Origin of the sequence: Pseudomonas sp. B15(2017), from assembly GCF_002113215.1 — a bacterium.
Classification (GTDB): domain Bacteria; phylum Pseudomonadota; class Gammaproteobacteria; order Pseudomonadales; family Pseudomonadaceae; genus Aquipseudomonas.
In genome coordinates this window covers 65369-77891 of record NZ_NEJZ01000013.1, presented here as the reverse complement: position 1 = coordinate 77891, position 12523 = coordinate 65369, and the positions used below count along the sequence as shown (strand labels likewise).

The following is a 12523-nucleotide window of genomic DNA, read 5'->3' as shown; positions in this document are numbered from 1 at the left end:
TGCGCATCGGCCCGGGATGGGGTGCATGTCATTGAATTCGGAAGTAGCGGCGTTTCTTGATCTGGTCGAAGACAGTCGGAACGTTGCGTTTCACCAAGGGACACCCGAGCAGGCCCGGGAGGCGTTCGAGCAGTCCTCGCAACAGATGCGTTGGGAGGTGCCGGATGTCGAAGTGAATGAGGTGCGACACCTTGCCCGCGACGGCGCCGAGCTGACCTTGCGGCTGTACCGTCCGTTGCACAAGGACGGTGTCTTGCCGGTGCTGCTGTTTTTGCACGGCGGTGGTTTCGTCGTCGGCAGCCTCGACTCCCATGACGGTATTTGCCGTGAGTTCTGCGCGCGCACACCGTGTGCGGTGCTGTCGGTGGGTTACCGCCGCGCGCCGGAACACAAATTCCCGGTGGCGTTGCACGATTGTGCCGATGCCCTGGATTGGCTGCGCGAACGGGCCGGCGAATTCGATCTCGATCTGTCGCGCCTGGTGTTTGGCGGCGACAGCGTCGGCGCCACGCTGGCGACCGTGCTGGCACTTGAGGCACGCGCCCCCGGCGCGCTGAAACCGTGCCTGCAATTGCTCTGCTACCCGGTGACCGACGCCTCGCAGCGCCGAGAGTCGATGGACTTGCTCGGTGAAGGCTACCTGCTGGAAAGCGAAACGCTGGAATGGTTCTACCAGCACTACGCCCGCAGCATCGAGGATCGCCGCGACTGGCGCTTCTCGCCACTGCTGAGCCCCGACCTCAACGGCGCAGCCCCGGCCTACGTGGCGCTGGCCGGTTTCGATCCGCTGGTCGATGAAGGCCGCGCCTACGCCGAGCGTCTGGCGGCGTCGGGCGGCTTGCTCGAATGCCGCGAGTTCGGCGGCCACGTGCATGACTTTTTACGCATGCGCATGGTCACCGAGGAGGTCGAGGCGATCTATCAGGAACTGGTGAGCGTGCTGCGCACCGTGATGTATCCCGAAACGGTCTGATCCGACCTGGCCTGATGTGCGCTTCATTCCACATCAGGCCTTCAATACCCGTCCCTGTGGGAGCGAGCCTGCTCGCGAAGAGGCCGGTCGTGACGTCCGGTTTCAGGCGCTTGGCTGTTCCGGTTTGAAACCTTGTCTGCCGTTGGTGTAGTTCGAATTACACCTGGCTTCCTTCCGCATGCTTTGCTGTGTCATTAAACGTTCATCCCAAAAAAAAGCGCCCCGGTCAGACCGGGGCGCTTTTTGTATTGCAGCGGTTAAATCAGAACGTGTACTTGAAGCCGGTCATGATGTTGCGCGGTGCGCCGTACATGCCGTGGTCGCCGGCATAGCTGAGGTATTCGCGGTCGAATACGTTGTTCAGGTTGACCGAGGCGCTGAGGTTTTTGCTGATGTCGTAGCGTGCCAGCAGGTTGGTGACGGCGTAGCTGCCTTGCTGGAAGGTATGCAGGTCGGCACCGGTCTTGCTCTGCCAGTTCACGCCGCCGCCGACGGTGACTTTGTCCAGGATGCCCGGCAGGCGATAGCTGGTGAAGGTCTTGAGGCTGTGACGGGGCAGGGTGGTGACGATGCGGTTGTCATCGGCATCGGTGCTGACGGCATAGGCGTAACCGGCAGACGCTTGCCAGCCTTCGGCCAGTTCGCCATCGAGGGTGAATTCAGCACCTTTGGTGGTGGTGCCCTGTTCGGACTTGTAGGTGTTGCCGCCCGGGGTGTCGATCCAGATCGCCAGGTTGTCCTGCTCGATCTTGAACAGCGCGAAGCTGGAGTTCAGCTTGCCATCGAAGTGGCTGCCCTTGACGCCGACTTCGTAGCCGGTGCCTTCCATCGGATCCAGAGGCTTGTTGTTGATGTCGCGAACCCAGGACGATTGCGGGTTGAAGATCTTGGTGTAGCTGGCATACAGCGACCAGGTGTCGTTAACGTCGTAGACCACACCCGCGTAAGGAATGTAGACACCGGTTTCCGATTCTTTGGTCTTGGTTTCTGCTGCGCCGTACGGCTTGTCTTCGGTGTCACGATGCCAGTCGACCACGCGGCTGCCGAGCAGGATGCTCAGGTCATCGGTGGCGCGCAGCCGGGTGGCCAGGTAAGCGGCGTATTGCGTTTCATCGACGGTGGATTTGCCGGTGACGTTGAATTCGGGTTTGACCGAGTTGCCGTTCCAGTTCAGCAGGTTGTCGATGGCACCGGCCGGGGAATTGGAGTAGTCGGTTTTCCAGCCACCGTAGCTCGGCACGTTTTCGTAGTAGTTGGACAGGGTCACACCGGCGATCAGCTCGTGCTCGCGACCCAGCAGGCCGAACGGGCCGGTCAGGTAGGCGTCGATGTTGTTCTGGCGCGGGGTGCCGGAGAAGCGTACCGGCAGTTGGGTGGTGCCGCTGCCGTCTGGGTTCAGGGTGCCGTTGACGTAGTTGAAGACCTCGTCGAATTTGTTTTCGGAGTGAGTCAGTTCAACCTTGCCGCTCCAGCCGTTGCCGAACTGTTGTTCGATCGAGGTGAAGAAGCTGGTTTGTTCGTGGTCGTTGTAAGACCAGGTCTGCGCCGAGTTCAGGGAACGCTTGAGGTTGGTGCGCGAACCGTCGGTGAAGCGCGTCGGCAGGCCCGAACGCATTGGCGAATCGACGTCGGTGCGCTGGTAGCTGAAGCCCATGGTCAGCAAGGTGTCTTCGCTCAGGTCGAATTCGGTGATGCCATACATCAGCTGCGAATCCTGCTTGTAGCGGTCAATCCAGGACTGTTCGGTCTTGAAGTCGCCGACCAGACGGCCACGGATGTTGCCGGTTTCGGTCAACGGCCCGGAGACATCGAAACCGGTGCCGTAGCGATCCCAGTTGCCGGCCTCGGCGGTGACGCTGGCCTGAGCCTCGGCGGTCGGGCGCTTGCGGATCAGGTTGATGGTGGCCGAAGGGCTGCCCAGGCCGCTGATCAGGCCGGTGGCGCCACGCACCACTTCCACCCGGTCGTACATCGCCATGCTCTGGGTGTAGTTGTCCATGCGCTTGACGGTCGGCACGCCGTCGATTTCGAAGTTCTGGATCTCGAAACCACGGGAGAAGTAGCCGTCGGACTCGGCGCCCTGACCGTCACGCAGCACGATGATGCCCGGAGTGGCGTCGAGGGTATCGCTGAGGTTGGTCAGGTGCTGGTCGTCCAGGCGCTGACGGGTCATGACGGTCAGTGACTGCGGGGTTTCCTTGGGAGTCAGGTTCAGACGCGTCGAACTGCTGGACGAGTACGTGGTGTACAGCCCGGACCCTTCAGTGGTCGAGCCCGGCGCCTTGCCGGAAATCGATACCGCGCCCAGCTCCAGCGCGTTTCCCGCGTCTGCACCGGTGGCTGGCACCAGCGAAACCGAGTTGCCGGTCAGTTGATAGGTCATGCCGCTCCCCAGCAGCAAGTTGTCCAGCGCCTGTTTCGGTTCCAGGTGACCGGATACCGCGGTCGAGTTCAGGCCAGCCAGGGATTCCGGGCTGTAGAGAATCTGCAGATTGGCTTGTTGCCCAAGCTGTTGCAGTGCCCGGGACAGCGGTTGCGCAGGGATGTTGACGTCGACCGGCGTCGCTTGAACCTGGGTGCTGCCCAATAGCATCAGCGTCAGCAGAGCACCTGACAGCATTGCGCCACGCGGATTGCGGCGGGAGATGGCCTCGGCCAGAGGGGTGCGGGACAACTTTAAGGCTTGCATTTGCTCGGGATGCTCCTGAAGTGCGAGTGCAGTTTTATTAGTTAATGATAATTAGACGCAACACTGCGTAAAAACCGGAAAAAATCCCGCGACCTGCGAAGAACTCTGCTATCGCGCGAAAGCGGGATCAGCTCATCCCTGAGCGGTTGGCGTATCAGGCCGGGTTGAGCGCGGTTTTGACTTTGCCGGCATCCATGCGCACCAACTGGTCGGCGACATCGAAATAACGGTCATCGTGGGAGATCACGATGATGGTCTTGCCCAGTCGTTTGAGGTCGGGCAGCAGCTCGGTGTAGAAGATCCGGCGGAAGGTCGGGTCCTGATCCGCGGCCCATTCGTCGAACACCAGCACCGGGCGCTCCTCCAGCCACGCATTGACCAGCGCCAGACGCTTGCGCTGCCCGGTGGACAGGTCAGTGGTGGTGAAGCTGCCGTCCTGCACGCTGACCTTGTGGGCGATTTCCAGGCGTTGCAGGTATTTGTTGGCATCGTCGGGAATGTGCGTATCGCCTTGCACCACGTCATCGAACAGGTAGTAGTCGGCAAAGACCGTGGTGAACAACTGGCGGTAATCATCGCGGGTGAGGGCGGTCACGCATTCGCCGTTGAGGCGGATTTCTCCCTGCTGCGGCGGATACAGACCCAGCAGCAGTTTGATCAGGGTGGTCTTGCCGCAGCCGTTCTCGCCGACGATGAAGACGATGTCGCCTTGTTCGATCTTCAGGTTCACCGGCCCCAGCGTGAACGGGTTGGCCTCGCCCACGGCCGGGAAGGCGTAGCGCACGTCTTTGAGTTCCAGGCTCTGCACCGGCTCGGCTTTCTGGCCATGATCGCTGAGCAGCAGATGCGGCTCGGGCGAGGAGAATTGCGCCGACAGTTCAGCGATGCGGCGGAAGGCGATCTGCGCGCGGCTGACCACCGGCAAGGTGCCGACCAGGTGTTCCAGCGGACCTTTCATGTACAGCAGCACCAGAACAAAACCGCTCATCACGGTTTTGTCAGCGCTGGGCCAGAACGATTGCAGGGCCAGCGCCAGACCGATGACCACAAAGAACAGCATCGAGCCGAAACTCTTGGCAATCACGAACGTGTTGATCGATTTGATCTGGGTCTTGCAGATGAAATCGGCAGTGCCCTTGATGCCGCTGTTGAACATGCGCTGGCGGCGCGGGCGATGAATGCGCAGTTCCTTGGCGCCTTCGGCAATCGCGTTGTAGTGCTTTTGCAGTTCGTCTTCAGCGTCACGGGCGGCGAAGAAGCCCTTGATCCCGCGCCCCTGGGCGAAGTACTGGATGCCAGTGCCGATCAGGATCGCCACGACCATGATCAGGAACATTGGCCACGACAGCATCGCCAGGTAGCCCATGCAACCGAGGGTGACGGTCAGCGAGATGGCCAGGGGGGCGAAGGCGAAGGCGAAGTCGCTGATGGTGTCAACGTCGTGCGTCAGCACCGGAATCAGGCGATGGCTGCGATAGCGTTCAATCTGCTCGATCGGTGCCGACAGCACTTTCTCGCCCAGCTGTTTGCGCAGGGTGGCGATGATGTGCTGGCCGACATAGTTGGTGCCGATGTCCGAACAGATCGAGCTGAGCAGTGCCAGCACGCACAGGCCGCCGAACAGCGCGACTACGCCTTGGGTCAGACCGGATTCGGAGTGCAGCGCATTATTGATGGTGGCCAGCAGGACCGTGACACTCAGGCCACCGACCATACCCAGAATGACCGACAGTGCGACGACGAGCCGAAAAGGTTTGAGTAGGGTGAACAATTCATGAATTGCACCGCGCGTAGGCTGGGTCATGACAGGACAGTTCCTTGGGTCGTAAGGCAGATACCCAGTAGAACGTCTGATCCGGTGCGTAATTTAGACGGTCGCCGACTGGCGGCGACCGGGGGAGGGGGAGAAGCGTTACTGCCGATTACAACTCACGCACGACACGGAAACCGATCCAGTCGCCACGGGTTTTCGGATCGATGTCGTTGCGGTTGCCCGAGCGGGAGAATACCGGCGCTTCACCCCAGTCATTGCCGCGAATGCGCAGGGTCTCGCAGTTGGGTTCAAGCCACGCGCTGCCATCGGTTGGCGCACCGTTGTAGTCCGGGTGATAGCAGTCTTCGACCCACTCATAGACATTGCCGTGCATGTCGTACAGGCCAAAGGCATTGGCCGGGTAGCTGCCCACCGGCGAGCTGAAGCTGTAACCGTCCGCCGGGCCGTAGGTGTTGGCGTGTTTGGCGATGCTGTAGCCCTTGCCCTCGTCGAACGGGAAGGGGAACGGTCCTTTGGATCCTGCCCGGGCACCGTATTCGCGCTGGGCTTCGCTGAGCATGCTGTATTTCTGCCCGGTTTTTTTCGACAGCCAGGCGACGTAGTTCTTGATGTCCTGGAAATCCATGCACACGGCCGGCTGACGCGGGGTTTGCGGGTAGCGCGGTTTGCTTGCGATGCACTCGCGACCAGGGCGCGTGTCGCCGTTGGCGATCACCGCACCGCTCTCGCGAATGTAGCTGTCCCATTCACCCGCGGTGATCTGGAAGCGGCTCATGGCGAAGGGTTTGGCGAAGGTCACTTCATGCATCGGGCCCTCGTCGGGTTCGCGGCCCACTTCATCCTCCGGCGTGCCCATGGTGAAGGTGCCGGCCGGCAGTACGACCATTTCCGGGCAGTCTTTGCAGTCCTTGAATACTTTGCCTGCGGCGGGCGGTGTCGCGGCCTGCGCGGCGCTCGGCAGCAGACCGGTCATGAGGGCGGCGAGGGCCAGTGCCTTGAGCGCGCTGGCGCCGTGGGCAGGGGTCAACAGATCACGTTTCATGAGTCATCTCGTTTAAAGGAAAGCGGGGTGTCACAACTGTTTGTCGAGTACGGCCATGAAACGCTCGATGTCGTTTTCGCTGTTCAGCAGGCCGGGTGCGATGCGGATCACCGGGCCGACGTCGCGCTCCACCGCGTCACACACCACGCGGTTTTGCATGAGCCGGGCGGCGACCTGATCGCAGTCGCGATCCTTGATCCGGAAGAAGGTGAAACCGGCGGACAGATCGGTGCTGCGGGGTGTCACCAGTTCAATCGAGCGGTGTTCCAGCAAGCGGTTCTTGGCGTAGGTGTTGAGTTCGTGAATGCGCGTTTGCACCTCGCGCTTGCCCAGCGACAAATGCAGCTTGAACGCTTCGTCCAGCGCCCAGCGGTGTTCGAAACTGTGATACCCGCCGGGGGTCATGATGGTCGAGAACGTGGTGGCTTCAGAGAAGGTCGGGATGGTCGGGGTGACGTCCTTGAGTTCGCTGGAGCGTGCGCAAATGATCCCGGTGCCGCGGGGGCCGAACATCCACTTGTGGGTGCCGGCGATAAAGAAGTCGCAGTGCATGTCGGGGAAGTCGAGGTCGTCGACACCGAAACCATGCACGCCGTCGACGACGTACAGGATGCGATCCTTTTCCTCTCGCTGGCGATTGTGCCGGTCCACCAGTTTGCCGATCTCGCCGATCGGCAGTTTCACGCCGCTGCCCGATTGCACCCAGGTCATGCCCAGTACGCGGGTTTCGGGGCGAATGCCCTGGTCGATACGGGTCAGTATTTCGTCGACGGACGCCTTTGCGCTGCTGTCGAACAACTTCAGTTTGCGCACCTTTACGCCATCTTTCTGTTGGCGATAACCCAGCGTGTAGTGGGTTGAGTAGTGCTCGTGTTCGGTGGTGAGAATTTCCTGATCGGCACGCACATGGATGCCGCCATAGATCAGCGCCAGACCTTCGGTGGTGCTGCCGGTGAGGGCGATCTGTTCGGGCTTGGCCTTGAGGTAGCGACCGGCCCATTCGCGCACGGCTTGCTCGCGTTTTTCGGTTTCACCCAGATCCCAGTCCATCGCCCGTCCGGGATTGCGGTCGAGGGTCACTCGATAGCGTTCGATGGCTTCGCGTACCGGGCGCGGATGGGATGTCACGAGGAAGTTGGCGAAATGCAGATAATCCGGATCCTGATCGAACAGCTGGCGCAATCGGTCCCATTTGTTCCCGGCGAGCGGTTGTGGGTTGGCGGCGCGGGCCGGCAGGTTGATGGCAGCGCCCAGGGGCAGGCCGGCGGCAAGGATGCCGGCCTGCTTGAGGAAAGAACGACGGTTGGTCATGAGTTCTGATCGCTTGTTCGAGAGGTGTCAGCGGTTGACGACAGGTTTGGAGGATTTTTGTACCTGTTCCCAGACTCGCAGGAAGTTGCCGCCCCACAATTTGGCAATGTCGGCCTCGCTGTAACCACGGGAGATCAACTCGGCGGTTACGTTGCGCGCTTCGCTGACGTCCTTCCAGCCGTCCAGGCCGCCGCCGTCGTTGAAGTCGGAACTGATCCCGACATGGTCGATACCGATTTTCTTCACGGCGTAATCAATGGCGTCGCCGAAATCCTTGAGGTTGGCTTTGGGCTCTTCGTCGACGATTGCGTAGAGCTGGCCGGCGTACTCGCCAAAGCGTTGTTCCGGCCACACGGTGATGATCGGGTCGCCCGGCATCAGTGCCATCTCCAGGCCCTGCAACGGCTGCAGGTCAAACCTGGCCCGCAATGCGTTGAGCTTGTCCCGGGTCGCCTGGCTCAACGGACGCAAGTAAGTCGGGAAACCGACGATCTGCACCACGCCGCCGCTGTTCTTGATCAGTTGCATTTCCTGGTCGCTGATATTGCGCGGGATATCCACCAGCGCCCGCGGTGCCGAATGGGAGGCCACGATCGGTGCGCGACTCAGCTGTGCGACCTGTTCCAGTGCCTTGGTCGACATCTGCGAGACATCGATGATGACGCCCAGATCGTTGAGGCGATGCACGGCTTGCTTGCCAATGTCCGACAGACCGCCAAGCGCATCGCGGGTGTCATTGAAAAACGGCAGTGGTCGTGAAGAATCGGCCCAGTCGTTGTTGCCCACGTAACTGAAACCGAACATGCGCATGCCGCGTGCGGCCCACTTGTCCAGGGCGTTCAGATCGTTGCCCAGTGGATAGGCGTTGAGCATGCTCATGAAAATCGCAAACTTGCCTTCGCCATGCAGGCGGCGGAAATCGTCCGGGGTGTAGGCGATGGCAACCTGATTGGGGAAATCGCGCACCAGGGAGCTGATGATCTTGTAGCGGGTTTCCTGTTCCAAGCGTGCTTCTTCGACAAACCCGGCAGTCGGACGGTGTGGCGCGTTGGCGCCGTTCCAGATTTCCGGCCAGCCGAAGATCGTCAGGGCGGCCCCGGACAGGCGTCCGCGGGCGGTTTTCACCAGATCGAACTGGCCGCTGCCATCCTTGTCGGCTTCGTTGCCGGCCGTGCCGAAATCCAGCGGCACGGTGATGTGGCTGTCGAAAGAGAGGATGCGATCCTGCAGCGCATCGGCTTGCTGCATGACTTTGACCGGGTAACCGGGATTGTCCTTGAACCAGTGCTCCCAGACCGCAAAGCCTGCGGCAGCACTGATCGCCAGGGCCAGCGGCAGGCCGATGTAAAGAGCCTTTTTCGAACGTGGTTTTGTCATTGCCATCTCAGTCAGGTTCGCCGTCGAGGTGCAGGCGCAAGGGCCTTTGCTATCTGGGTGGAACGACTGAGCAGCCGGGTAATTTAGGTCTGGCGCGAAAGAACACAGCTTGAGGCAGGCACTGCCCAAGGCTGCGATCTTTCCGGGACGCCATAAATTTCCCTCTGCAACAAACGTTCTAGCTTGGATAAAGCCTGCTTCATGGCTGACACAGGTAGGGCAATGAAGATTTCTCGACGATGGTTCATGGCGGGCCTGGCATTGACCGGCGCCGCTGTGCCTGCAGCGTATTTTGGGCATCGTGAATGGACGAAGCCGGATCCGACGATCACCCCGGGTGAGGCGTCGTTCGATGTCGCGGATGTCGCCGGGCAACGCCTGGCGGATGCGTTGCGCGGTGTCTGGCAGATTCGTTTCGAGGGCCATGACGCCGGTATCGCGGGTTTGCCCAGAGACGGTCTGGAAGTGTTTCTCGATGTTGCCCACAAAGGGCGCGGCGTGACCGGTTTTCTCGACACGGCCGAGCGTTTGCGCTCGTCACAGGCGCCGCGCTATCGAATTCTCGCGGACCTCGCCGACGTCAAAGCCTCGCAATTGAGTTGGCGTCTGGTCAGCACATCGGCGGCCGACGGTGCACCGGACTACGAATTCAACATGGCGCTGGATGAAGTCTGGGGCGGTTTCGGCAACGCCGGCAGCGGCAGCCTCAGCGGGCGCGTCCTCAACCTTGATCGACCCTTGATGCTGCCGGCGCAGGACCATCGTTTCATTGCCGTCAAGCGTGTGTTCCCCGAGGCCCGCGAACGCACAGGGTTGAACCCGACGTTGCTGGCCTGGCTGATCTCTCCCGAGCACCGCTTGTTCCATCAGCTCTGGCACGCCAGCCGCGACAAGTGGCATACCTTGAGCGAGGAAAAACGCGGCGCCCTGCGCGGTATCGGCTGGCAGCCCGGCCCGCGTGACAAGGAGCGTGACGCCCGTGGCCCGCGCAAGGATCGCAATGGTTCGGGGATCGATTTCTTCTTCATGCACCGCCACATGCTGGGCACGGCGCGTTCAATGCAGGATCTGCCGTCGTGGCAGCATTTTCCGCTGCCGCAGCCGGAGTTGATCCGCGATCGCCAGGGTTTCGCCGCCTACTTCGACAACCACGACGGCACTTCGCTGCCGCCGACCTGGCTGGCCGAGGACGATGACGAATATTCGCAATGGGTCAGCGACATCAAGACGGCCGAGACGTATCACAGTAATTTCCTGGTGTGGGAATCGCGCTACCGTGACCCGCGCTACCTGGCCAAACTGACCCTGGGACAGTTTGGCTCGGAAGTTGAACTGGGGCTGCACGACTGGCTGCACATGCGCTGGGCGTCCGTGCCGCGCGATCCTTCCAACGGGCAACCGGTGCCGTTTGCGCGTGATCCGGCCGATTTTTCCGCGCGCTGGTACGCCGCTGAAAACGATTTTCTGGGTGATCCGTTCTCCTCTCATGTGAGCCCGGTGTTCTGGGCGTTCCATGGCTGGATCGATGATCGCCTGGAGGACTGGTTCCGCGCGCACGAACGCTTTCATCCGGGCGAGGTCAGTCGCTTGCAGGTCAATGGTGTGCCGTGGTTTGCACCGGGACGCTGGGTGGAAGTCGCCGACCCGTGGCTCGGGCCGATCACTCACGGCTGCAGCACGGTGCCGGGCCTGCAGCCTGGCAAGTCCGTGGAGATGGATCCGGAAACCATGAAGCTGGCCCTGCGCATCACCTTCAGCGACGACGAGAAGGTGTTGTCGTCGTTGTTCCGCAAGGTGCCGCGGCGTCCATGGTATGCGCGTCATCTGAAGCCCAGACAGACGCCGGTCTGAGACGCTCTTCACTGCACTCGCCGGCAGGTCGACGCCCACGCATTCAGTTGCATCGATGAATGTTGTGGGCTTCGGCCTGCTGGCGATTGCATTTGCAGGTCAGCGTGATGCCAGTGTCTGCCAGCCGCCGCCCAACGCCTTGTACAACGCGATGCTTGCCTGCATTCGCGACAATCGCAACTGCACATTCAAGTCCTGCGCGGCATAGAGCGTGCGCTGGGTTTCCAGTACCGTCAGCAAATCCTCTGCGCCGGCCTGGTAGCGACTCTGGGCGATGTCGAACGCCGTCTGCGCTTGCCGCAGTTCCTCGCTTTGCCATTGCCGTTGTTCATCGAGGCCGCGAATGCTGTTCAAGGCTTTTTCGACATCGGCGAAGCCGTTGATGATCGCGCCGCGATAGTTCTGCAGCAGTTCATCCTGACGTGCAGTGGCCTTGTCGCGCTCTGCGCCGAGACGACCGTTATTGAAGACCGGCCCGATGAGTCCGGCGGTCAGGTTATAGAAGGGGCTGCGCAGAACGTCGCGGAACTGGTCGGCCCCCGAGCCGATACTGGCACTCAAAGTGACAGTGGGCAGCATCGCGGCGCGGGCGACTTTGACGTCGGCCTTGGCGGCGGCCAGTTGTGCTTCGGCGCGGGCGATGTCCGGGCGGCGATTGAGCAGATCGCTTGGCACGCCCGCGGCGATTTCCGGCCAATGCAGTTGATCGAACGATTCCCGGTTCAGCGCAAGTTCCTGAACCGGGCGGCCCAGCAGGGCTGCAAGGCTGATTGAAGCGTCCCGGGCCTGTTGCTGCACCCGCGGCAATTGCCGTAGCTGGGCGGCTACCAGGCTTTTCTGCTGAGCCAGTTCCAGGGCGGTTGCCGAGCCTGAGTCAAAACGCGTTTGCACCAGTTTCAAAACGTTTTGCGCGTTGGCCAGATTGAGTTCGGCAATGCGGCTCTGCTCGCGCAGCGACAAGGTTTGCGCATAGGTGTCGGCGACACTGCCGAACAAGGTCAACTCCACCGTGGCACGGTCGAACTCGCTGGCCTGCAAGGCGAATTGCGCACTGTCGCGCAAGGCCTGTTTGCCACCCCAGAAGTCGATTTCGTAACTGGCATTCAGATTGGCGTCGAAGTAATCCACGGCCTTGTTGCTGCTGTCGGCGTCCAGTTGGCTGTAGCCATTGCCGCGCAACAGTTTCTGCCGATTGGCATTGAGCCTGGCCTGCACTTCAGGCAGTTGTGAGCCGCCGGCGATCACGGTGCCGGCCCGGGCCTGGCGTACCCGGGCCATGGCGGCGGCGAGGTCGAAACTGCCGGCGCGAGCCTGTTCGATCAGACGATCAAGTTCCTGGCTGCCGAATTGTTTCCACCATTGCGCATTGATGCGGTCGACGCTGGCGCCGTGGGGCGATTGCCAGTTGGCGGGCGGTTGCAACCCGCTGTCGGGACGCTGGGCGGGACTGCCGCAGGCGCTGAGCAACAGGCACACGGTCAATAAACTGAGGCGCGGTTTCATAGA

The 12523-nt window shown here is 61.4% G+C and carries 8 protein-coding genes; 2 read left to right on the top strand and 6 right to left on the bottom strand.

What is annotated here, in order from left to right; genetic code table 11:
* The first annotated feature begins 25 nt into the window (after window positions 1-25).
* Window positions 26-973, top strand: coding sequence for an alpha/beta hydrolase (locus CAF73_RS19285; protein ID WP_085703517.1), 948 nt, complete (start codon window positions 26-28; stop codon window positions 971-973).
* A gap of 262 nt (window positions 974-1235) precedes the next feature.
* On the opposite strand, the gene CAF73_RS19280 is transcribed toward CAF73_RS19285, so the two are convergent.
* The 5 genes from CAF73_RS19280 to pvdM all read right to left on the bottom strand — a co-directional run bounded on the left by CAF73_RS19280 (window position 1236) and on the right by pvdM (window position 9166).
* Window positions 1236-3662 carry a TonB-dependent receptor gene (locus CAF73_RS19280; protein ID WP_085700189.1) on the bottom strand — a complete coding sequence of 809 codons (2427 nt, stop codon included), beginning with the start codon at window positions 3660-3662 and terminating at the stop codon, window positions 1236-1238.
* Between the two features lie 154 nt (window positions 3663-3816).
* On the bottom strand, window positions 3817-5466 hold the full coding sequence (locus CAF73_RS19275) for a cyclic peptide export ABC transporter (RefSeq protein WP_085703516.1): 1650 nt from the start codon (window positions 5464-5466) through the stop codon (window positions 3817-3819).
* A 118-nt stretch (window positions 5467-5584) separates the two neighbouring features.
* A complete protein-coding gene (locus CAF73_RS19270; RefSeq protein ID WP_085700187.1) occupies window positions 5585-6478 on the bottom strand; it encodes a formylglycine-generating enzyme family protein in 894 nt (297 codons plus the stop codon).
* 30 nt (window positions 6479-6508) lie between these two features.
* Window positions 6509-7789, bottom strand: a complete 1281-nt coding sequence (locus CAF73_RS19265) for an aminotransferase class V-fold PLP-dependent enzyme (protein WP_085703515.1) — start codon at window positions 7787-7789, stop codon at window positions 6509-6511.
* Window positions 7790-7816: 27 nt separating this feature from the next.
* The gene (gene pvdM, locus CAF73_RS19260; RefSeq protein ID WP_085700185.1) at window positions 7817-9166 is read right to left on the bottom strand and encodes a pyoverdine-tailoring dipeptidase-like protein PvdM; all 1350 of its coding nucleotides are present in this window, start codon (window positions 9164-9166) and stop codon (window positions 7817-7819) included.
* Between the two features lie 222 nt (window positions 9167-9388).
* On the opposite strand from pvdM, the gene CAF73_RS19255 reads away from it, so the two are divergent.
* Window positions 9389-11017: a PvdJ/PvdD/PvdP-like protein gene (locus CAF73_RS19255; protein WP_085700184.1), complete on the top strand. Its 1629-nt coding sequence runs from the start codon at window positions 9389-9391 to the stop codon at window positions 11015-11017.
* 99 nt (window positions 11018-11116) lie between these two features.
* Here CAF73_RS19255 and CAF73_RS19250 read toward each other — a convergent pair whose 3' ends face one another.
* Complete coding sequence (locus CAF73_RS19250) at window positions 11117-12520, bottom strand: efflux transporter outer membrane subunit (protein ID WP_085700183.1); 1404 nt, start codon at window positions 12518-12520, stop codon at window positions 11117-11119.
* Window positions 12521-12523: the final 3 nt, after the last annotated feature.